This is a genomic window from Hyalangium sp., from assembly GCF_035629615.1.
Taxonomy (GTDB): Bacteria; Myxococcota; Myxococcia; order Myxococcales; family Myxococcaceae; genus Hyalangium.
Window position 1 is genome coordinate 1 of the sequence record NZ_DASPHO010000112.1, and the last position, 21,809, is coordinate 21,809.

The window sequence follows — 21,809 nt, forward strand, 5'->3', positions numbered from 1 at the left end:
TGGCTCCAGGGCACGTGCTACGTGCCCGGCCCCCTCCAGGAACGTCACCCCACCTCCCACCCCGTGCGCGAACAGTGAGCCTCCAGCTGCGGCTTCAGGCGACCTTCTCGCCCACGCTCTCTAGCAGCAACCTGCAACCCCGCGATGGCGCCCCAGTCGTGCTGAATCCGGTTCTCAGTTCTCGGCAAGCCAGCGCGCCAGCGCGTCCTCAATGGCTCAACGCAGCTTCTCATCCACCAGCCGGGGCATGTCCACCCGGCGCTGCAACGCGAGGAACTCCGCGGGCGTGCTGACCTCCAGGCGGGCCAGGGCGGGCCACCGGCCGGACTCGCGAGGTGCTGGCGGCGTGCCACTGGGAGCACGGCGCCTCTCACGCGAGTCCGACAGGCTCTATGCGTGTCCTCGTCAGTCTCCCCATGGATCTCGCCGACGCTGCGCGCGACGCCTCGAGCAGCTCGGTGACGTCGTCGAACACCGCAGCATCGCCTGCGTGGACATCGTCGTCGAGGTACGCCCAGCGTCATGGATCACCCGAGGGGTCACCACTCAAGGTCCCTACCCCGGACGTCATCTCTGGCTTGATGCGGCCCGGCTGAGCAGGTACACAAGCATCTGAACCAGGAGGTGCCTGGATCAGGCACTGGAGGGTGGAGGATGGCCCCATGAAACAAGAAGCCTCGCTGCGCACCCTTCCCATGGAAGGGCTCGCTTTGCGTGAACTCGTCATGCAGGGAAATGGGAAGGACGCAGAGGTGCGGGTGGTGTCTGCCGATGGGCGCCGCTTCTGCTTCGAGGTGGGAGGCGGGTCCTTGCGAATCGCCATGAGGGGGACGGTGCTGACAGAGGTGCACTCCCTCGATGACGTATCACTGCGGGTGCGCTACACGGCTGAGCACCTGGTGCTCGCGCGCGCGCGAATCCACTACCCGGGCTCCGAGGCAGAGTAGGAGAAGGACGTGGCGAAGCGCGGGAGTAACGAGTCCCTATCGTGGGTCATCCCCTACACAGACTTGGAGCTGGTGGGGGCGCAGGGCCTGGGGTAGCACCTGGAAACTTCCTCCAGCTCAACATCCCCCTGGATTCGTCCTGAACGAGACGACCTGGTGGAACACCCGTGCCAAGACCTACCTCTCAGGTAAGATAGGTGGCATGGCGGGAGATCGGAAGCAAGCGAAGCTGAAGCGGCGGATGCATCGAAAGAAGAGGGCGGAGGACACGCGCAGAGCTGGAGCCATGCCCATCGTGCTGCTCGGGCCAGGACAGGAGGCTCCGCCGCTCGACGGCTCCAAGATGTCCGACGCGCTGGAGCAGGTGGCCCGGCCCTTGCTGGACGACATGCCGGAAGGGCTGGGGCTCAACGGGACACGCTCCGCCTTGCTGCTGGCCGCTGCCAGCTGGAACGCCGCCGTCACCCATTCGCCCGAGGAGACGGAGTCGGCGCTTCAGGAGCTAGCCCGCATGTTCGCGAAGGACTCTGCGCAGCTTGGAGAGCTCACGCTGCCCTTCCTCCGACTCATGGCGGAGCGCAAACGGCAGCTCTTTCCTCACGATGACCGCCTCGTGATGGACGTGAACGTCGAGGACCGGGGCAACCACTTCTACATCACCGCCGCGAGCGTGCGATGGCCGCATGGCTCCTCCCAGAGGAGCAGGTGATGGCGGGGCAGCTCCCAGCGCATGGCCCGCTCGGGCGCAAGGTGGTTCGCAGCCTCCAGAAGCAGCGCCGAGCGCGTGTGGTGGACCTGCGCGCCTTCGCCGCCGCGAAGCAGACATCTCAACGGCTCGTGGACTCCTTGGGCGGCGACGAGCGCTTCCGCGGGCTCGAGCCAGCCCACGCCGTCTATGTGTACATGCAGAACCACGTCTCGCTGCTGCTCGAAGTGCTGAGCCAGCTGCCAGCGCTCGATCCGTTGGTCCAGGTCATCAGTCGGGCAGAAGCTGAGTACATGCCCGAAGGTCCGCCGATGAGCCCCCTCACTCAGTCCTACTTTGGCATGTGGTCGTACTTCGACGCAGCGGTCGGCGATCCGCCGGAGACCCTGGGGACGTGTCTGCTGGACGCAGGTGCTCTCCTGGAGGCGGACCCCGAGTTCCGACGCCTGCTCCAACAGCTGCAGGACTCGCGGATGGGGATCTTCGTACACGTCGAGGCCCGAGGGTGGGCGCAGGTGCTCCGCGAGCTGGTGACAGGCGAGCAGCGGCCCTACCTGGTGCCCGCCGGCTACATCGGCCGGCCCGGAGAGGTCTGGCTGGCCCGCGCGCTGCCTCCGCCCGCCCCAGAGTTCGCAGAGGGGGTGGTGTTCACGACGCCCTATGTCATGCGGGGGTACGGCGAGCGCGAGTGGCGGGCCTTCCTGAAGCGAACCCTGGCAAGGATCCAGGCACCGGACGAGCCCAGCGCCTACGCAGCGCTCATGAAGTGGGGGTTGTCTCCATTCTACTGGCACGAGTTCATCTTCCAGGCCTATGCCGGCCATGCGCTGGAGGTCGTCTACCTGACCGGCCTGCCTGACTTGCGCGTGAGTCGGCCGCACGGTCAGGCGCCTCCGGCCGAACCTCGTGCGGCGGCGAGGCCGATCAAGCTTCGATAGAAGGGTGCGCGATGACGAAGCCGCCGCGCAAGGAGCCCGCGAAGGCGGGGGGCGAGCGTGTCAGCCCCCCCGTGCACACGCGGCCCTGGCTGCCTCGGTTCGCGACGGCTGCCGCGCTCCTGGCGCTGGGCACCTGGATCGGGTGGCTCGCGCCCAAGAAGTTCCCGGAGCTCTCCTCTGTCTTCAGGCACGAGGCGAACGGGGCCCGCCTGGAAGACGGTGGCGAAGCAGGGCTCGGAGATGATTCGGCGAGCGCAGCCATGGCGGCATCCCCCACTCCCTCTCTGCCAGGAGTGCAGGGCCAGAACACACTCCCCGAGCCGCTCCCGGACCAAGCGCGGCCCGATGCGAAGGGACGATGCCCTCACCCGTGGCAGGTCCCCCTCAACGGAGGCTGTTGGGTGAAGTTGAAGGTGCCCCGCGAGGAGCGCGAGAAATGTTGCGTCGCTCGAGGGAACGTCACCTTGTCGATGATGACGATCCGCTTGCCTCCCTCCTCTGGAGACGAGCTTCGGGAAGCCCGACGAACTCGAGACTTGCGGCCATGACCTCACAGGTCACATAATATCCTGGTGACCAAGGAGGTCGGTTCCAGGCATGGATGAACGCAGGCGCCAGAAGGAGCTGGAGCGCAAGCGCAGGAAGCGAGAGGCCAAGCGTAAGGCAGCCGCGGCCCTCCGCCCCCTGAGGCAGAGAATCGGCGAGCCCGAGTCATGGCTCACGCCGTCTCTGGTATCACGGCTCGCGGCGCCCAAGATGTCCGACACCCTGGTAGCCTTCGCCAGGAACGCGCTGGACTCTCTGCCAGACGACGCGACGGCCGCCCAGGTCGAGACCCTCCTGTTGATTGCCATGGGCGTCTGGAACACGGTCGTCGCCGGCCCCGAGAGCACGCTGGAAGACAGGCTGCGGGAGCTGAGCCGCACGCTCCAGCCTTCTTCCGGCGTTCCCCCTGAACACATCGTCCGCCTGCTGCGAAACCTGGCCGAGCGCAAGCGGCTCCTCTTCGCGCATGACCACCGCCTCGTGGTGAACGTGGCCGTCCAGGACGAGGGCGATCAGTTCCACGTCACGGCGGTGAGTGCGCCCGGGCCCTCTTGAAGAAGAAGCCATGGTGCCCTCTCCCGTCTCGAGCCGCATTCTCAGCACTCCCCCGGGCTCCCTGGTCGACGTGGAGCTGTGCGTCGCGGCCTGGCGCCTGAAGCTGACCGAGCAGTTCGACGAGCTGCTCTGCCTGCCTCACCTGCGCGGAGTGCAGCGCCTCGACTATCAGGTGGAGACCGTCCTCAAGGTGCTCCGGCTGCTCCGCGGGCGGGCGCTGCTGGCGGATGAGGTGGGACTGGGCAAGACGATCGAGGCGAGCATGCTCATCCTGGAGATGCGCCTGCGCGGCATGGCCAGCCGGGTGCTCGTCCTCGTCCCCAGCGCCCTGGTGGGCCAGTGGACCGAGGAGCTTCGCGAGAAGTTCCAGATCCCCGCCCGCTCCACGGAGGAGCCCGCCTTCCGCTCCAAGAACCCCGCCGCCGCCTGGCACGCACCCGGCGTCCTCGTCGCCTCCCTGCACCTGGCCAAGCTGGAGCGCCATGCGCGCTTCGTCGCCGAGGCCCCCTGGGATCTCGTCGCCGTGGACGAGGCCCACCACGTGAAGAACCGCGCCACCGCCGGCTGGCGTCTCATCAACCAGCTCAAGAGCCGCTTCCTCCTGCTCATCACCGCTACCCCCGTGGAGACCGATCTCGAGGAGCTCTACAACCTCATCACCCTCCTCAAGCCAGGCCAGCTCTCCACTCCCGCCGACTTCAAGAAGCGCTTCGTCTCCGCGGGAGATCCCCTCAATCCCAAGAACCGCGAGCGCCTGCGCGCCCTGCTCGCCGAGGTGATGGTGCGCAACACCCGCGCCCGCGCCGGCCTCTCGGTGGCCCTGCCACCCCGCTTCGCGCGCACCCTCGTCGTCGAGCCCACCCCCGCCGAGCTGGCCTTGTACCAGGCCATCCTCGAGGAGGTCCGCCGCCGCGCCACCGCCCCCGCCGCCACCCGGCACCACCTGCGCTTTCTCATGGAGGCCGCCGGCTCCAGCCCCCACGCCGCCCTGCACACCCTGCTGCGCTCCGCCTCTGACGACAGCCCCGAGGAGGAGCCCTCCACGGAAGTCCCCACCCCCGCCACCGGGACACTCCGCCTCCTGGAGCTCGCCCGGGCCGCCGCCTCAGCGCCCTCTCGCAAGACAGAGCGGCTGATGGACGTGCTCGCCCAGAGCCCGGGCAAGGTCGTGGTCTTCAGCCGCTTCAAGGCCACCCTCGAGGCGCTCTCCCAGGCGCTCCAGGCCCGGGGCCTCTCCTTTGTCTCCTTCCACGGCGGCATGAGCGGCCCCCAGAAGGATCAGGCCGTCGAGGCCTTCCGCGAGCAGGCCCGCGTGCTCCTGGCCACCGAGGTAGGCGGCGAGGGCCGCAACCTCCAGTTCGCCAACGTCCTGGTCAACTTCGATCTCCCCTGGAACCCGATGAAGATCGAGCAGCGCATCGGGCGGCTGCACCGCATCGGCCAGCAGCACGAGGTCCACATCTTCTCCCTCTGCAACGCCCAGAGCGCCGAGGAGCGCATCCTCGACGTGCTGGACCGGCGCATCCACCTGTTCGAGCTGGTGGTGGGGGAGGTGGATCTCATCCTCGGCCGGGCCCTGGGTGAGAAGGAGTTCGATGAGCGAGTCTTCGACATCTACGCCTCCACCGGTGACGAGCCCGCGCTCCAGAAGGAGTTCGAGGCGCTCGCCGAGGAGCTCGCCAGTGCCCGCAGGGGCTATGAGCAGGTCAAGGCGCTGGATGAGAAGCTGTTCGCGGAGGACTTCGAGACGTGAGCACCCCTCTGTCCTTCGTCCAGGCCTGGTCCGAGCGCCAGGGCGCCGTCGTCGAGCCCCGAGAGGAGGGCGTGGAGATCCTCCAACCCGCCGAGCGGGCCACGGCCCTGGGGCTCCCCGAGCACGCGCGCTACTCCGAGCAGCCCACGCCCGGAGCGCTCTGGGTCGGCCACGGCGCTCCCGCCCTGGAGAAGCTCCTCCAGGAGGCCACCCGGCACGCCCCCTGGGCCGCGCTCACGCTGGAGCCGCGTTCCTCTCCCAGGGAGGCCACAGCTCGCGCGGCGGCGGAGCGCTTCGTCCTGCGTAACGCCGTCCACGAGCTGGAGAGCTCCCGCATGAGCACTGGCGTGCGCCTGGTGGCGTACGTCCGCTACTCGCTGACCACGGATGATCGGCGCGACGGGCTGGTGGAGGAGACTGTCTCCGTGGGCCAGCGGGTGAGCGTGCCCGGGTTCTGGGAGGCCGCTCGTGCGAGCGGAGCGCTTCGCCCCGTCGTCGCGCCCCCCGCCGGTTCAGATCTGGAGGAGGCCGCGCGCGCCGCCCTGCTCCGCGCCGAGGCCCAGGCACGAGCGCAGTCACGTGCATTCCTTGAGGGCTTCGCGCGCCGCCAGGAGCGGGATCTGCGCCGCATGGAGGAGTACTTCAACGGGCTGCGCGCCGAGCTCGGCAAGCGGGCCCGGCGCGGCAAGTTGGCGGCCGAGGACATTGCCCTCAAGGCAGAGGCGATCGCGCGAGAGCGCGCGGGCAAGCTCCTGGAGCTGAAGGAGCGCGGGCAGGTGCGCTACGAGGCGGCGCTCGCGGCGGCCGTGTGGCTCGAGGCACCCGTCGTGGAGCTCACGCTCCGAGCCCAGCGGCGCAAGGCACAGCGCTCGCTGACGCTCGAGTATGACTTCGTGACGCTGCACCTGCTGGCGCCTGCTTGTGCGGCCTGTGGACTGGACGCTCCTCAGCCCGCCCTCTGCGACGAGCGGCTGCATGTGCTCTGTGTGACGTGTGTCCCGCGGGCGGAGGGGCGCTGGAGTTGCCCCGCGTGCCGGGAGTCCGGCGCGAATGCAGGCTCGGGAAAGGGCGCGGGGCTGGCAACCCAGGAGGCGGAAGCAGGCACTGTTCCCGCATCCCCTCGGCAGTGAGGCGTCTGTGGCTACTGGGGCTTCTTCACGCCGAGCACCTTCAGACGATACGACAATGTCCGCACCGGTATGCCCAACTTCCTCGCGGCTTCCGCCCGATTCCAGCCGCTCGCGGCGAGGGCCTCCTGGAGCATCCTGGCCTCAAACTGGTGCACCTTCTCGCGGGCCTGCTCCGGCTCTGGAGTCTCCAAAGCGGAGGCCTGGCCCGGCCTCGCTTCGGGGCTGCGCCCTCCTGTACGCACTCGCGCGGGCAGATCTTCTGGCCCGATGAGTGCTCCCTGTGTGACGACCACCGCGCGCTCGATCACATTTCGCAGCTCACGCACGTTGCCGGGCCACGAGTAGGCCTTGAGAAGCGCGAGCGCCTCTGGGGAAATTCCCTCGGCCCGGCGGCCATTGGCCTTGTTGGCTGCATGCAGGAACCTGCGTGACAGCGGCTCGATCTCGTCCTGGCGCTCACGGAGCGGTGGGAGCTCGATGACCACGCCGCTCAGCCGGTAATAGAGATCGGACCGGAACGTGCCCTCCTCCGCCATGGCCTCGAGGTCGCGGTGCGTCGCCGCCACGATGCGCACGTCGACCTGGAGCTCACGGTTCGAACCCACGCGGCTGAAGGCACCCACCTCGAGGACGCGCAGCAGCGAGGCTTGCGCCGCGGGTGGGAGCTCGCCGATCTCGTCCAGGAAGACCGTGCCGCCATCGGCCTCTTCGAACACGCCCTTCTGCTGTTGCAGGGCTCCGGTGAAGGCCCCCCGCTCGTGCCCGAAGAGGGTGTTCGCGACCAGGTCCTTGGGGATTGCCCCGCAGTTGACGCGGACGATGCGCCGGCCCTTGCGCGGGCCGCTCTCGTGGATCAACTGTGCGAGCACCTCCTTGCCCGTCCCGGTCTCGCCGTGAAGGATGATCGGGATGCGCGAGGTGGCGACGCTGGCCACCGTCTCGAGCACCGGGCGCATCGCCTGGCCAGCGATGAGTGCTCCCTCCGGGCCCTCCTCCAGGTGGTGGCGGATCACTTCCTCCCGAATGAGGCCCAGGGAGTCCCCCTGGGCACCGAGGGCTTGCACCTGAAGGGCAACGCTGCCCAGGACGATCTCGTCGCCGATCGTGAGCTCGACGCGGGTGACGCGGCCGCCGGCGAAGAAGGTGCCATTCTTCGAGCCGAGGTCCTCTACCAGCACCCGGGAGCCGGAGAGGAGAAACCGGGCGTGCTCTCGCGACAGGGTCGGGTCATCGATGCGCAGCCCCGCGACCGGAGCGCGCCCCACGATGAGCGGCGTGCCAGGTGAGAGCAGGCGCATCACCTGGGTTCCAGCGTGGTTCGAGCTCAACGCGATGCGCAGCCTGACCGCCGGCTGGTACGCACGAACCCGGAGCCCCTCCATGGTCGCGGTCTCTTGAGCGTCGCCCTGAGCAGGTGGGTCCTTCGGCATGAGCTCCCTTCCCATCGCGGACAGGGCTGCTGTCACGGCAGGTGCAGATCGAAGCCGAGCCCTGCCTGGGCTGTGACGGCGAAGCGCTTGCGATCGGGCCGGCTGATGAAGAAGTAATCGGCTCCCAAATCTACCACTCCCACAAGACCGGCTGGCAGCGCGAGGCGCCCACCCAACACGGCCCCTGCGCCATAGATGTTGAGCCCGGGCAGCATGCTGGCATGCAAACCCAGGAAGGGCCTCAAGAGGCCGTAGCCTGGCAGCACGCCGCCTTGGAGCTGGAAGACAGGGGGATCGCTCAGCAGCACGCGGACGCTGCCTTCCAGGGATTTTCGCTGGAAGGCAAGACCCGCTCCCAGGGTCCCCTGACGGTCCACGGCGTCGAAGAGGCCGAGCACCTCGGGTCTCAGCCTGGGAGCGGTACGGCGCCGCTCTTCCTCTCGCGCCTTTTGAAGCTCAACCTCTCGCGTCACGCGCTGTCGCTCGGACTCGATCGGCTTGCGGATGAGCTCGGCGAGCGCCACCAGCTCTGGCGGGAAGCGCGCGGGATCCACCCGCTGCTCGGGGCTCTCGCGCGCCAGCGTCTCCAACGGCTTGCGAGCCTGCTCTACCTGACCCAGGGCGTACAGCGAGGCGGCCAGGTAGATGCGCGCCAGCGCCCGGCTGGCGGGGGAGCGCTGGGGTTGGGCCAGCTCCTGCTCGAAGAGCCGGGCCGCTGCCTCGAAGTCACCCTCCTCGTAGCGTTCAATCCCTGCGGTCTGCGCCCAGGCGGACCCGGAGACGAGCAGGAGAGCCACCAGCAGGAACAGCCCAGTCCGGAGCTTCATGGTGTGGGAGGCGGAGCCTCGGTACCCAGAAAAGCGGTGTGCCGCAGCGTGCCGCCGGTGGGAATGACGAGCGTTCGCCGGTAGGCCGCGAAGGCCGGGTTGCGGAGCTCGAGCTCATGCTCGCCCGAGGCCAGCGTGTAGCTGTGGAGGGGGGGCACACGCCCCAGCTTCCGCCCATCCACCCAGACATCCGCCCAGGACCCTCTCATCACGAGATGGAGGGTGCCGGTGGCTGCTGGCTGCGGAGCGGGCTCCGGTGGAGCGGGCTCCGGTGGAGCGGAGGATGGCTGGACGGAAGCCATGGGCGTGGCAACGGGGGGGGCAGACACAGGCGCCGTCTTCCTGGCGGAGGAGGACGCGGTCGCTCCACGCCTGGCTGACGCCACCGGCGAGGGGGCGGGAGCCAGGATCGGCTCAGGCTCGGGATGCGGTGCGCGGACCCCTGGCTCGGGGAGGGAAGGGCTTGCCACGGGCTGAACCCCGGGGGGCGGCGCGGGGCTGAGGGAGGCCGGTGTCGCCGCCCCGCGAGCCATGACCGTGCCCACCCCCAACACCAGGCTCAGGACGCCGCCTGCCACCACGCCCCACCTCCAGCGTGAGCCGCGCCTGGGAGGCGCCGCGAGTGGCTCTGCCTTGGGGCCCGGCGTGGCCGGAGAAGGCTGCAGGGTCTCCGTGGGAAGCGGAGCGGGCGTCGCGCCCGGTGGCAGCTCGAGGACGGTGAGCGCGTGGAAGTTCCGAGCACCCGAGGACAGGCGGGAGTCTTCCCGTGGCTGGAGCAGGGCCCTGAGCTTGTGAGCCACTTCGCTGGCCGAGCCTGGACGCTGCCGGGGCTCCTTGGCGAGCAGTTGGAGGACGAGCTCGTCGGCTTCGGGGGGCAGCTCCACGAACAACGAGGGCGCGAGCGGCGGCGTCCTCAGGTGGTGGGCGACGATCTCCATGGGGGAGCGGCCGGTGAAGGGCCGCTGCCCTGTGAGCAGCTCGAAGGCGATGACGCCCACCGCATACAGGTCCGTCTGAGGCCCCACCTCCTGGCAGAGGGCCTGCTCCGGAGCCATGTACTGGGGCGTGCCGACGACGACGTCCGAGTGCGTCTGCGCAGCGGTGCCCTGGGGCGTGGTGCTGCGCTTGGCGAGCCCGAAATCGAGCACCTTGATGGACTCGGCCCCGTTGGACTGCCGGGCGACGAAGATGTTGCTCGGCTTGAGGTCCCGGTGGATGACGCCCACGGCATGCGCGGCGGAGAGCGCGTCGAGCATCTCGCACAGCAGCGCGACGGCCTCGCCAAGAGGCAGGGGAGCGCGGGCCTGGAGCAGCTCGCTGAGGGGGCGGCCCTCGAGATACTCCATGACGAGGTACTGGCCGACGCCCAGCTGCTGGCCGAAGCCGAAGATGTCGATGATGCCGTGGTGGCGGATGGCGCCGGCCGCGCGGGCCTCAGCCAGCAGACCGCGGGCCTGGGGCCCTTGGGAGCGCTCCTCGCGGAGCACCTTGATGGCCACCTTGCGGCCGATCGCGAGGTGCTCGCCTTCGTAGACGATGCCCATGCCACCGCTGCCGATATGCCGGCGCACCACGTACTCGCCGAGGTGCTGGCCCACCAGCGCGTCGGGCACGAGCGCTCCATCGTGAGGACACGCCAGCGCTCCCTCGGGCACGGAGTGGCCACAGGTGCTGCAAGAGCGGGATGCGCGCGCACTCATGACGTGAAGAGATCCCCCTCCACGTCATATCACGACGATGCGTCCGCCGAAGGCCGGGCAGGTGCCTGCCCGCCCGGGGTTACTGCCTCAGCGTAACGGACGAGAGCGCGGACGCAGCAGCCCGAACAGGAGCAAGGCCCAGGGCCAGGAGGCCTGCCACGAGGAGGCGTTGGCAGCGCACCCCAGGCGGTAGTTGCCGCGCCGGGAGGTTGAGAAACGCACCTCGGGGAGAGGGGGGCCGGGGTTGCCGGCCCTGTCGGTGGCCAGGGCCGAGGCGCGGTGCGCTCCCCAGGAGAGCGCGGCGCTGGGCACGCCGCTCCAGACGCCTTGGGCATCCGTTCGAGCTGAACTGACCTCGACGCCGTCGACAAGGAGGGTGACCGTGGAATCAGGCTCGGCCCTGCCGGAGAAGACAGGCCTGTCCGTGAGCAGCGTCTGGCCAGGGGCGGGCTCCAGGAGAGCGGGCTCCCCGGGTGGCACGGTATCCACCGTCTCGGGCGGCTCCGTGTCCAGCGGGGGTGTCCAGAGCTCGGCGCTGGAGAGCGTCTTGCCGGGGCCGTCGAAGTTCATGATGTGGCCGCCCGCGACGAGGACCTGGCCCGAATCCAACAACGTGGCCGAGTGCTGGAAGCGGCTCTCGCTCAGCGTGGCGTCGAGGTGCCATTGGTTGCTCGAGGGATCGTACACCTCGGTGCTCTGATTGACGTAGCCAAAGGGGCCTTGCCCCCCCACGACGAGCACCTTGCCATTGGGCAGCAGTGTGGCCGTATGTTGAGAGCGGTAATCGTTGAGCTGGCCTGCGGCGGACCAGGTGTCGGTGGCCGGGTCGTACAACTCGCTGTCCTTGAGAAGATAGGGGACGCGTTCAGTGGCCGCGCCCACGAAGAGCACCTTGCCATTGGGCAGCAGCGTGGCCGTATACCCTCCTCCATAGGAATTGAGGGGCGGCCTCGTGAAGGACCAGGAGTCGGTGGCCGGGTCGTACACCTTGCCCACCGCCCCGCCCACGACGAGCACCCTGCCATTGGGCAGCAGCGTGGCCGTACGCCCGAAGCGGGCCTCCTGGAGCGAGCCAGCGCTGGACCAGGTGCGGGTGGCCGGGTCGTACACCTCACAACAGGAGCCAGAGCTGCTTCCGCCCGTGACGAGCACCCTGCCATCGGGCAGCAGGGTCGCCGTATGTCCGGAGCGGGTCTCCTGGAGCGAGCCAGCGCTGGACCAGGTGCGGGTGCCCGGGTCGTACACTTCGCTGGAGGCGTGGACGCCGGAGGGGCTATACCCGCCCGCGACGAGCATATACCCGCCCACGACGAGCACCGTGCCATCTCGCAGCAAGGTGGCCGTGTGACCTTCCCTGGCCTGTTTCAAGGGGAACACCGGGCTCCATCCCGGAGAGTCGAGTATGGCCCCCTGCGCGAAGCTGACGGCTGCGCGCTCCGGGTCCAGTGTGGAGGAGCGCTCTGCGACCGGACCGCAAGCCATGTGAACGAGGCCCAGGGCTGCCACGGCCCGCGCCGGGAGGACTGTCTGACGAGCGCGCGGGCGCAGGAGTCCGAGCAGCAGCAAGGCCCAGGGCCAGGAGGCCTGCCATGAGGAGGGGCTGGCAGCGCACCCCAGGCGGTAGTTGCCGCGCCGGGAGGTGAAGAAGGGCACCTCGGGGATGGAGCCGCTGCTGTTGTCGGCTCCGTCCGTGGCGCGGACCGAGACGCGGTGCTCTCCCAAGCTGAGCGCGGAGCCGGGAACGGCACTCCAGGCGCCCTGGGCATCCGCTCGCACCGAGCCGACCTCGAGGCCGTCGACGAGGAGGGCCACGGTGGCGCCGGGCTCGGCCGTGCCCAGGAAGCGCGGCCTCGTGCTGAAGAACTCCTGGCCGGGTGTTGGCTCCTGGAGAACGGGCGGCTCGGGCTTCACGGTGTCCACCTTCCAGGAGTACCCGGCGGGGGAGCCGACATTGCCTGCCTCATCGCGCGCACGGACGGCGAGCTGATGAGGGCCGTCATTTAGCGAGGGGAATCCATCCGAGCACTCCGCGAAGGGCGCCCCATCGAGGCTGCACTCGAAGGTGACGCGTGGCTCCGTGGCGGAGAACGAGAAGGCGGGGATGGACAGGCGCGTCTCGGGCTCGGGAGTCGAGGCGAAGCTCGCTCCAGGGGGCACCGTATCCACGGTCCAGAAGTACGTGGCGGGGATTTCATCCACGTTGCCCTCCGCGTCGCGCGCCCGGACATACATGGAGTGGGAGCCCTCGGAGAGGCTCGGGGTCATCCACGGCGAGGTGCAGGGCTGAAATGCCGCCTCATCCAGACTGCACTCGAAGCCGGCTCCGGTCTCGCTGGTGCTGAAGGCGAAAGTGGCAGGGGTCTGGTTCGTGGGGTTGGCGGGCACCGCGCTGAAGCGCGTCTTCAGTTCCTGGGGACTGAACAGCCAGACACTGGAGAGATCCGTGATGGGGTCCTTGAAGCCTTCGACTCTCTGGCCGCCCGCGATGGCCACCTGCCCTGAGTCCAACACCGTGGCCGACTGAGCGCAACGGGCCTCGGGGAGCCTGGCGCTGGGGAGCCATTGGCGGGTGGAGGGGACATACACCTCGGTGCTGCTGTTGCAATACAACCAGTAGTAGGAGGCTCCCCCCACGACGAGCACCGCGCCATTGGGCAGCAGCGTGGCCGTATGCCCAGAGCGGTTGCCGCCGAGCGAGCCGGCGCCGGACCAGGTGTGGGTCGCCGGGTCGTACACCTCGCTGCTGGAGAGAAAGACGTTGGGGTCGTTGCTGTTGAAGGGTTTGCCGCCCGTGACAAGCACCGTGCCATCGGGCAGCAGGGTGGCCGTATGACCCACGCGGCTGGAAGCCCCGGGCGGGCCCTTCAGCGGCGACGAGATGCCAGTGGCCGGGTCGTACACCTCGCTATGGATCGTGCCCGCGCCCACCATGAGCACCGTGCCATCGTGCAGCAGCGTGGCCGTATGGCCACTGAGCGCCTCGCCGAGCGAGCCCGCGGCGGACCACGTGCGGGTGGTCGGGTCGTACACTTCGCAGGAGCCGGAGTTGTTTCCGCCCGTGACGAGCACCTTGCCATTGTGCAGCAGGGTGGCCGTATGCCCAGAGCGGCCATCCCTGAGCGAGCCAGCGCCGGACCAGGTGCCGGTGGCCGGGTCGTACACCTCGCTGCTGGAGATGAAGACGCTTGGGTTGCTGATGGAGCGGGTCCCGCCCGTGACAAGCACCGTGCCATCGCGCAGCAGGGTGGCCGTGTGATGGTCACGCGCCACCGAGAGTGCGCCGGTCGTGCTCCAGGCCTGGGTGACCGGGTCGTACAACTCAGCGCTGCTGGTGGTATCCGTACTTCTCGAGTATCCACCCACGATCAGCAGCCTGCCATCCTGCAGCAATGTGGCTGTATGAACAGCCCTGGGCTGGCTCATGGGGGCCGCAGGGCTCCATCCTGAAGTGGCGAGTGAGCCCGCCTCAGCGAGCCTGACGGCTGTCTGCTCCTGTCCCGGCTCGGGGGAGCGTTCCGCGGCCGGACTGCAAGCCATGACAACAAGGCCAAAGACTGCCACGGCCCGCGCCGTGGGCCGCGTCAGCGCGAGTGCCAGCAGATACTGCGCAGAGTCTCTCATGGGCAATTCTCTTTCTGTCCAGTTCACCAGGGTCAGGGGAAAACGTCCACGCGGCGCCGGGTGCGGACCACTCCCGAGCTGTGCCTTTGAGGCGAGCCCTACAGGGGCAAGGAGCGCGCCAGCGAGGCCGTCGAGCGGCCCGCGTGTTCACCTCAAGCGGGTTGGGCAAGAACTTGCCGGGGCGGGCAAGAAGTTGCCGGCGAAGCCAGCAGCACGCGGACGCTGCCTTCCAGGGACTGGCGATGGAAGGGACTCACAGCGCTGCGCTCTGACAAGGCATGGCTCGGAGACCTGGTACACGACTTGCTGATGAGCACCGCTGTCCTTGAGGGCGGCTTGCTGAGTCGTTCTCCGGGACGTTCCCAGGGCCCTTGCTTCTCACGAGAACGTGAGGGCCAAGCCCTTCTTCGGAGACAATTCCATGAAGCATCTCGCGAAACTGTTCCTCTATGGCGCCCTGGCATGTGGCACCACGCTCGTGACCGGGCAAGCCCATGCAGCCCTGCTGATCAACGTCGACACTGCGGGCTGCGACACCAACGTGGCCATCAACAACGCCATCGGCCAGAGCTTCCGCGTCAACGCGGCCACGAGCCTCGAGAGCATCGAGATCTGGATCAAGCCCAACCTCTACTACACCACCTCGTACACCCTGGAGCTGTATGAAGGGGAGGGCACCAGCGGCACCCACCTGGGCACCTCGGCGACGACGGTGACGCTGGGCTCGCAGAGCGATGGCACACCCTCTGGCTTCCAGGCCTTCTCCTTCGCCAACCCGGGCCTCGTCCTCCAGGCCAGCCACGCCTATACCTTCCGGCTGGTGCGGAGCTCTGCGTACTCCGGCGCGTTCTCCCACTGTGGCAACGTCTACCCAGACGGCAACGAGTACTGGTTGGGTTACAGCTCGGACAGCTCCCACGACGTGGCCTTCAGGCTGTATGGCACGCAAGCCTCGGCTCCTGGAGCGCGGGCGCTCCAGCTGTCGTCCTCGACCGGCAGCTACGTCGATGTCGGCAGCCTGTCCATCCCCGAGAATTTCACCATCGAGGCCTGGGTGAAGCCCGAGTCCGAGGGAACCCAGATGATCCTGACCAAGGACTATGGGTGCGTGGCGGCGAACCAGTTCCGCCTGCAGCTCGAGCCAACCAACAAGGCTGCCTTCATGATGTCGGACGGCGCGGCCGCGGATGGCGGGTTGTGGTCCGCCTCCTTGAGCTACAAGCTCCAGTCGAGCAGCGCGCTTCCCCTCTCCGCGTGGTCGCACCTCGCGGTGACCAAGAGCGGAAACGTCTTCACCCTCTACGTCAACGGCACCGCTGAGGCCACGTACACGACCTCCGTGAACCTGCTTCACTCCGGGACGCAGCCCTTCCAGATGGGCTCCCGCGTCGGTTGCTCGGGCACCGCGCCTGACCTCACCTTCAACGGCCTCATCGACGAGGTTCGCGTGTGGAGCGTCGCCCGGACCCAGGCCGACATCGACGCGAACATGTCGAGCCCCCTGTTTTCGCCGAACCCGGCCTGGCCCGACCTCAAGGCCTACTGGCGACTCGATGACGGTTCCGCCACCGTGGCGCGCGATGAGAGGAATGCCTACCCCGGCACGCTCGTGAACGGGCCGGTGTGGTTCATGGCCAACTGAGAGGATACCCCGCTCTCGTGACTCCTGCGGCGCGTCCACCCCTGGGTGCCGTTCTCGAAATGGAACGCCACTGCTTCGGGTTACACCGCCCCATGCCCCATGCCCCACGCTCCGCGACGTGCAGTCGCTGGAAGAGTGGGGCGAAGCCGTCATGAACCACGGGCATGGCGAGCTCCGGCCGGCACTGGAAGTGAAGGCGCGGCTTTTCGAGTTCTTGCCCGAGCGCTCTTTGTTAGGGTCCGCCCCCCATGCGGAACCTGGTCATCCTCGGAACGATGCTGGTCATGAGTCTCGGAGTCGGGTCGACGGCAGTCGCACAACCTCCCAAGCAGCCGCACGCGGGCGAGATCGCCTCGGGCCTCCGGCGCCTTGGCGTGGTCGGGAGCGTGCTCTACGTGGCGGCCCACCCCGACGACGAGAACACTCGGCTGCTCGCCTGGCTGGCGAACGGGCGCGGCATGCGCGCGGGGTATCTCTCGCTGACGCGCGGGGACGGGGGGCAGAACCTCATCGGCACCGAGCAGGACGAGCTGCTCGGGCTCATTCGCACCCAGGAGCTCCTCGCCGCACGGCGCATCGACGGCGCTGAGCAGCTGTTCACCCGGGCGCGCGACTTCGGCTACTCGAAGACCGCGGAGGAGACGCTGCGCATCTGGGGCCGCGAGGAGGTGCTGGCCGACGTCGTGCTCGCCATTCGCCGCTTCCAGCCGGACGTGATCGTGTCGCGCTTCAGCACCCGGCCGCCAAACCATGGACAGCACACGGCCTCGGCCCTCCTGGCGGAGGAGGCCTTCGCGGCCGCCGCCGATCCGAAGCGCTTCCCGGAGCAGCTCGGAGAGCTCAAGCCGTGGAAGGCGGACCGGCTGCTGCAGAACGTCGCGACCTGGGGCCTCCCGCCGAACGCCGACATGTCCGCGTACCCGAAGGTGGATGTCGGCGGCTTCGACCCGCTCCTCGGGCGCTCCTGGGGGGAGATGTCCGCGGAGAGCCGCAGTCAGCACAAGAGCCAGGGCTTCGGAGTGCCGGCCGAGCGTGGGCCACTGCTGGAGTACTTCCAGCCCCTGGCCGGGACGCGCCCGATCTCGGATCCCTTCGAGAAGCTCGAGCTGACGTGGAAGAGGTGGAGCGGCACCGAGAAGCTCGCCCAGGCAATCGAGGAGGCCTCGCGAGGGTTCAATCCCCGCGCACCCCACCTCAGCATCCCAGCGCTCCTGCGCGTCCATGAGGCCCTCTCGGCCCTGCCCGAGGACAACCCGTGGAAGGCGCTCAAGCTGCGGGAGACCGAGGCGCTCGTGAGCGCCTGCGCCGGCCTGTTCCTCGAGGCGCGTGCCACGGAGACCTCGGCCGTCCCGGGTGGCCCGGTGGCGCTGAACCTGGTGGCGCTGAATCGCTCGCCCGCCTCGCTCCGGCTGGTGAGCGTGACGCTGCCGGGCGGCGAGTCCGTCGCGGCCGGCACCGAGCTGGCCGAGCACACGCCGTTCAAGCTCTCCAAGACGGTGACGCTCCCGGCCGAGGCGGCGATCTCGACCCCGTACTGGCTCCACAAGCCCGTCGCGGGGGCAGGCCTGTACGAGGTGGCGGACCGCGCGCTCATCGGCCGTCCCGAGGGAGATCCCGCCCTGGCCGTGGCGTTCGTCTACGAGACGGGGGGCAAGCGCTTCACCGTGGTCCGGCCCGTGGTCTACACCTGGGTCGACCCGGTGCGTGGCGAGCTCTATCGGGCCTTCGAGATCGTCCCGGCCGTCACCGCGACGCTCGAGCGCGAGGTCATCATGTTCCCCAACGGCGCGGCCCAGCCCGTCTCCGTCGTCCTGGCCGCGGGCAAGGCGGACGCCGAGGGGAAGGTCTGGCTCGAAGTGCCGCAGGGCTGGCGCGTGGAGCCCGCGGAGGTGCCCTTCCAGCTGGGAGCGCGCGGGGATGAGCGCACGGTCCAGTTCCGGCTCACCCCTCCCAAGGGGGCCACCGAGCGGGGCCTCCTGCGCGTCCTCGTCGAGAGTGGGGGGCGCACCGAGTCGTGGCGGGTCCGCCAGGTGAAGCATGAGCACATCCCTCCGCAGGCCGTGCGCCAGCCCTCCGAGGCGCAGCTGGTGCCCTTGGCCCTCACCACGAAGGTGCGCCGGATCGGCTACATCCCCGGGCCGGGGGATCGCGTGGCCGAGAGCCTCGCCGCCGTGGGGTACGAGGTGACGCTGCTCCCCGAGGAGCGCCTGGCCACCGAGAAGCTCGAGCGCTTCCAGGCCATCCTGGTGGGGGTGCGCGCCTTCAACGCCACCCCGCGGCTCGGGCTCCACCGCGAGCGGCTGTTGCAGTACGTCGAGCGGGGAGGGCGGCTGATCGTCCAGTACAACACCAACAGCCGTGTGGGACCGCTCAGCGCGCTCATCAGCCCCTATCCGCTCGAGATCGGTCGCGATCGCGTCACCGACGAGACCGCGGTGATGAGGCCCCTCTCCCTGGCAGAGCCGCTCATGAGCGCCCCCAACCGCCTCGGGCCCGCCGACTTCGAGGGCTGGGTCCAGGAGCGGGGGCTCTACTTCGCGTCGAAGTGGGACGAGAAGTACCGGCCCGTGTTCGCCATGAGCGATCCCGGCGAGGAGTCCCTCAGCGGAGGACTGCTCGTGGCTCGCCATGGCAAGGGGAGCTTCGCGTACACGGGGATCGCCTTCTTCCGTCAACTGCCCGCCGGCGTGCCCGGCGCCTACCGGCTGCTCGCGAACCTGCTCGCCCAATGACCTCTGGACCGAAGCCTCCTGAGCCGGCCGCCGTTCCCACGGCGCGCCCCGAGCTCGACGATGCGCCGCCCGTGCTCGGGTCCTGGCGCAACATCTACTTCCTCGTGCTGGGCTGCCTCGCCCTGCTCGTCGCCCTGTTCTGGGCGCTCACCCGGGCCTACGCGTGACCCTGCTCGACTGGCTGGTCCTCCTCGGGACGACGGCGTTCATCGTGGGGGTGGGCATCTGGAAGACGCGCGGTGCGAGCACCGTGGAGGGCTACCTCCGCGCTGACTACGAGCTGCGCTGGCCCACCGTCGCGCTGTCCGTCATGGCCACCCAGGCCAGCGCCATCACCTTCCTCTCCGTCCCAGGCCAGGCCTACGAGGACGGAATGCGCTTCGTGCAGTTCTACTTCGGACTGCCGCTCGCCACGGTGATCATCAGCGCCTTCTTCATCCCCATCTACTACCGGCTGAAGGTCTACACCGCCTATGAGTACCTGGAGTCCCGCTTCGATCTGAAGACGCGCCTGCTGGGCGCGTTCCTCTTCCTGATCCAGCGGGGGCTCGCGTCCGGCATCACCATCTACGCCCCTGCCATCATCCTCTCGACGATCCTGGGCTGGCCGCTCGAGCCCACCATCGTCGGCATCGGGGGACTCGTCATCCTCTACACGGTGACGGGCGGAGCCAAGGCCGTCGCCCAGACCCAGAAGCAGCAGATGGTGGTGATGCTCGGGGGCATGGTGGTGGCCGCGATCGTCATCGTGTGGCGGCTGCCCGAGCACGTGCCGTTCGCCAGCGCCGTGGATGTCGCGGGCGCGTTCGGCCGCATGAACGTGGTCAACTTCGACTTCAACCTGCAGGATCGCTACAACTTCTGGTCCGGTATCACCGGCGGGCTCTTCCTGTCGCTGTCCTACTTCGGGACCGACCAGTCCCAGGTGGGCCGCTACCTGGCGGGCCGCTCGGTGACGGAGAGCCGGCTGGGGCTCCTGTTCAACGGCATCCTCAAGATCCCGATGCAGTTCTTCATCCTCTTCGTCGGGATCCTCGTCTTCGTGTTCTACCAGTTCACCGCGCCCCCGCTGCTCTTCAACGGCTCGCTGCGCACACGCGTCCAGGCGACCGCGCAGGCGGAGGAGTTTGCCGGCATCGAGTCGAAGTGGACGCAGGTCCAGGCCGACAAGCGCGCCGAGGTCGAGCGCTACCTGGCGGCTCGCAAGGCCGGTGATGGAGCCACCGAGGCGAGCGCGCGCGAGCGCCTCCAGGCCACGGCGAAGGAGGCCAGCGCGCTGCGCAAGGAGGCCAAGGCGGTGGTGACCCGCGCCCTGCCGGGGGTCGAGACCAAGGACTCCGACTACATCTTCATCACGTTCGTGAAGGACTGGCTGCCGAGCGGCCTGTTCGGGCTGCTCATCAGCGTCATCCTCGCGGCGGCCATGAGCTCCGTCTCGGGTGAGCTCAGCGCCCTGGGGACGACGACGACCATCGACTTCTACCGGCGCGTCCTCCGCCGGGACGCCTCGGAGCCCCATGTCCTCCTGGCCTCCAAGGCGTTCACCGTCTTCTGGGGCGTGGTCGCCGTCTCCTTCGCGAGCTTCGCGTCGCTGCTCGACAACCTCATCCAGGCGGTCAACATCCTCGGGTCCATCTTCTACGGCACGGTGCTCGGGCTGTTCCTGGTGGCCTTCTTCATCCGGAACGTGCGAGGCCATGCCGTCTTCATCGCCGCGGTGATCTCCCAGTCGGCGGTGGTGGGCCTCTTCCTGCTCAGCGACATCGGCTACCTCTGGTTCAACGTCATCGGCTGCACGCTGGTCGTCACGCTCGGGCTGGTCATCCAGGCCGTCATGCCCCCGGCCTCTCCCGAAAAGGCGTGAAGCAGGCACCAGGTGGGTTTGAAGCCGGGCCTCCGGCGTCTATGGTCCCGAGTGAATGAAGCTGAGCCTGATCGAGACCGTCGCGTTCGCCGGAGTCGTTCTCTACGTGGGGGAGGGGATTCGCCGGCTGATCCCTCCGCTCGCCCGGTACAACATCCCCGCCCCGGTGGTGGGTGGGCTTCTGGTGGCCGCCTCACTGGCCGCCGCCCGGAGCGCTGGCCATACGCCGCTCACGTTCGACACCACGCTGCAGGGCCCGCTGATGATCGCCTTCTTCGCGAGCATCGGCTTCGCCGCGTCTCTCTCTCTGCTGCGTGTGGGAGGGCTCCAGGTCGTCATCTTCCTTGTCGCCTCCTCCGTGCTTGCCATCGTCCAGAACGTGGTGGGCGTGCTCCTGTCGTACCCACTCGGAGTCCACCCCTTGTTTGGCGTGCTCACGGGATCCGTGACGCTGGCGGGGGGACCGGCCACCGGGCTCGCGTTCGCACCGCTCTTCGAGCAGGCTGGCGTGGCGGGTGCCTCCGCGATCGCCATCGCCGCGGCGATGCTGGGCATCATCTCCGGAGGGCTGGTGGGTGGTCCGGTGGCGACGTTCCTCGTCGGGAAGCACTCGCTGAGGTCCTCGGTGCCCGCGCACTCCCCCATCGCCCCCAGCGAGGCCCAGGTCAGCCACTCCGCTAACACCGAAACCAGCGGGCAGGACTTCCTGAGGAACGTGGTGCTCCTGCTGGCCACCCTCTGGGTGGGCGGCTGGGTCAGCCAGGGCTTCAAAGCGATGGAGGTGACGCTCCCCGGCTACATCGGAGCGATGCTGGTCGCGGCCCTGCTGCGCAACATCGATGACCGGACCCGGTGGTTTCGCCTCTCGGGCCGGATCATCGAGGAGCTGGGGGGCGTGGCGCTCTCGCTGTTCATTGTCATGGCGTTGATGACGCTGGAGCTGTGGAAGCTCACCGCCGTCGCTCTGCCCATCCTGATCCTCGTGGCCGTGCAGGTGGCCCTCACGGTGGCGGCCAGCCTGTGGATGTTCCGCCTCATGGGGAAGGACTATGACTCCGCGGTCATGAGCGGCGGCCTGTGCGGGTTCATGCTCGGCACCACCGCGAACGCCGTGGCCAACATGGAGGCGATCACCCGGAAGTTCGGACCGGCGCCGCGGGCCTTCCTCGTCGTGCCCATGGTCGGGGCGTTCTTCATCGACTTCACCAACGCCGTCATCATCACCGTCTTCATGAACCTGTTCCGGTGAAGAGGTGAACGGGAGTGACCGGTGGATAGCGCAGTTTCCAGCTACCCCTGGCAACTGCCGTGACCACAGGGCCCCGGCTACCCCTTGAAGTTCCAGGGGATGGCCTCTCGTACGGCTGCCTCCATTTCCCGGCACAGGCGACGCTAGTGGACTTCGCGGCGCACGCCCA

At 68.6% G+C, this 21,809-nt stretch carries 16 protein-coding genes; 12 read left to right on the forward strand and 4 right to left on the reverse strand.

Features of this window, described 5'->3' with window-relative positions; genetic code table 11:
- Positions 1 to 662: 662 nt before the first annotated feature.
- The 7 genes from VD972_RS05245 to VD972_RS05275 all read left to right on the forward strand — a co-directional run bounded on the left by VD972_RS05245 (position 663) and on the right by VD972_RS05275 (position 6,575).
- Positions 663 to 947, forward strand: coding sequence for a hypothetical protein (locus VD972_RS05245; protein WP_324981678.1), 285 nt, complete (start codon positions 663 to 665; stop codon positions 945 to 947).
- A gap of 286 nt (positions 948 to 1,233) precedes the next feature.
- The gene (locus VD972_RS05250; protein ID WP_324981681.1) at positions 1,234 to 1,656 is read left to right on the forward strand and encodes a hypothetical protein; all 423 of its coding nucleotides are present in this window, start codon (positions 1,234 to 1,236) and stop codon (positions 1,654 to 1,656) included.
- A complete protein-coding gene (locus tag VD972_RS05255) occupies positions 1,623 to 2,591 on the forward strand; it encodes a hypothetical protein (protein ID WP_324981685.1) in 969 nt (322 codons plus the stop codon). Before VD972_RS05250 ends, VD972_RS05255 begins: the two co-directional genes overlap by 34 nt.
- Before the next feature lie 11 nt (positions 2,592 to 2,602).
- Positions 2,603 to 3,139, forward strand: a complete 537-nt coding sequence (locus VD972_RS05260) for a hypothetical protein (protein ID WP_324981688.1) — start codon at positions 2,603 to 2,605, stop codon at positions 3,137 to 3,139.
- 49 nt (positions 3,140 to 3,188) lie between these two features.
- Positions 3,189 to 3,692, forward strand: a complete 504-nt coding sequence (locus VD972_RS05265) for a hypothetical protein (protein WP_324981691.1) — start codon at positions 3,189 to 3,191, stop codon at positions 3,690 to 3,692.
- A gap of 10 nt (positions 3,693 to 3,702) precedes the next feature.
- Positions 3,703 to 5,445: a DEAD/DEAH box helicase gene (locus VD972_RS05270; RefSeq protein ID WP_324981694.1), complete on the forward strand. Its 1,743-nt coding sequence runs from the start codon at positions 3,703 to 3,705 to the stop codon at positions 5,443 to 5,445.
- Positions 5,442 to 6,575: a hypothetical protein gene (locus tag VD972_RS05275; RefSeq protein ID WP_324981698.1), complete on the forward strand. Its 1,134-nt coding sequence runs from the start codon at positions 5,442 to 5,444 to the stop codon at positions 6,573 to 6,575. Before VD972_RS05270 ends, VD972_RS05275 begins: the two co-directional genes overlap by 4 nt.
- Before the next feature lie 11 nt (positions 6,576 to 6,586).
- Here VD972_RS05275 and VD972_RS05280 read toward each other — a convergent pair whose 3' ends face one another.
- The 4 genes from VD972_RS05280 to VD972_RS05295 form a co-directional block, all read right to left on the reverse strand.
- Positions 6,587 to 8,005 carry a sigma 54-interacting transcriptional regulator gene (locus VD972_RS05280; protein WP_324981701.1) on the reverse strand — a complete coding sequence of 473 codons (1,419 nt, stop codon included), beginning with the start codon at positions 8,003 to 8,005 and terminating at the stop codon, positions 6,587 to 6,589.
- 32 nt (positions 8,006 to 8,037) lie between these two features.
- Entirely contained in the window at positions 8,038 to 8,832 is a 795-nt protein-coding gene (locus tag VD972_RS05285; protein WP_324981704.1) for a tetratricopeptide repeat protein, read from the reverse strand.
- Complete coding sequence (locus VD972_RS05290) at positions 8,829 to 10,445, reverse strand: serine/threonine-protein kinase (protein WP_324981708.1); 1,617 nt, start codon at positions 10,443 to 10,445, stop codon at positions 8,829 to 8,831. The genes VD972_RS05285 and VD972_RS05290 overlap by 4 nt, the downstream gene beginning before the upstream one ends.
- Positions 10,446 to 10,619: 174 nt before the next feature.
- Entirely contained in the window at positions 10,620 to 14,153 is a 3,534-nt protein-coding gene (locus VD972_RS05295; protein WP_324981711.1) for a kelch repeat-containing protein, read from the reverse strand.
- Positions 14,154 to 14,574: 421 nt separating this feature from the next.
- Here VD972_RS05295 and VD972_RS05300 point away from each other — a divergent pair, with 421 nt between their 5' ends.
- The 5 genes from VD972_RS05300 to gltS all read left to right on the forward strand — a co-directional run bounded on the left by VD972_RS05300 (position 14,575) and on the right by gltS (position 21,640).
- Positions 14,575 to 15,795: a LamG domain-containing protein gene (locus VD972_RS05300; RefSeq protein WP_324981714.1), complete on the forward strand. Its 1,221-nt coding sequence runs from the start codon at positions 14,575 to 14,577 to the stop codon at positions 15,793 to 15,795.
- A 248-nt stretch (positions 15,796 to 16,043) separates the two neighbouring features.
- Positions 16,044 to 18,527: a PIG-L family deacetylase gene (locus VD972_RS05305; protein ID WP_324981717.1), complete on the forward strand. Its 2,484-nt coding sequence runs from the start codon at positions 16,044 to 16,046 to the stop codon at positions 18,525 to 18,527.
- Positions 18,524 to 18,694 (forward strand): hypothetical protein, encoded by a 171-nt coding sequence (locus VD972_RS05310; protein ID WP_324981720.1) that lies wholly within the window; start codon positions 18,524 to 18,526, stop codon positions 18,692 to 18,694. Before VD972_RS05305 ends, VD972_RS05310 begins: the two co-directional genes overlap by 4 nt.
- On the forward strand, positions 18,691 to 20,391 hold the full coding sequence (locus tag VD972_RS05315) for a sodium:solute symporter (RefSeq protein ID WP_324981723.1): 1,701 nt from the start codon (positions 18,691 to 18,693) through the stop codon (positions 20,389 to 20,391). Before VD972_RS05310 ends, VD972_RS05315 begins: the two co-directional genes overlap by 4 nt.
- Positions 20,392 to 20,446: 55 nt before the next feature.
- Complete coding sequence (gene gltS, locus VD972_RS05320) at positions 20,447 to 21,640, forward strand: sodium/glutamate symporter (RefSeq protein WP_324981726.1); 1,194 nt, start codon at positions 20,447 to 20,449, stop codon at positions 21,638 to 21,640.
- The last annotated feature ends 169 nt before the right edge of the window (positions 21,641 to 21,809 follow it).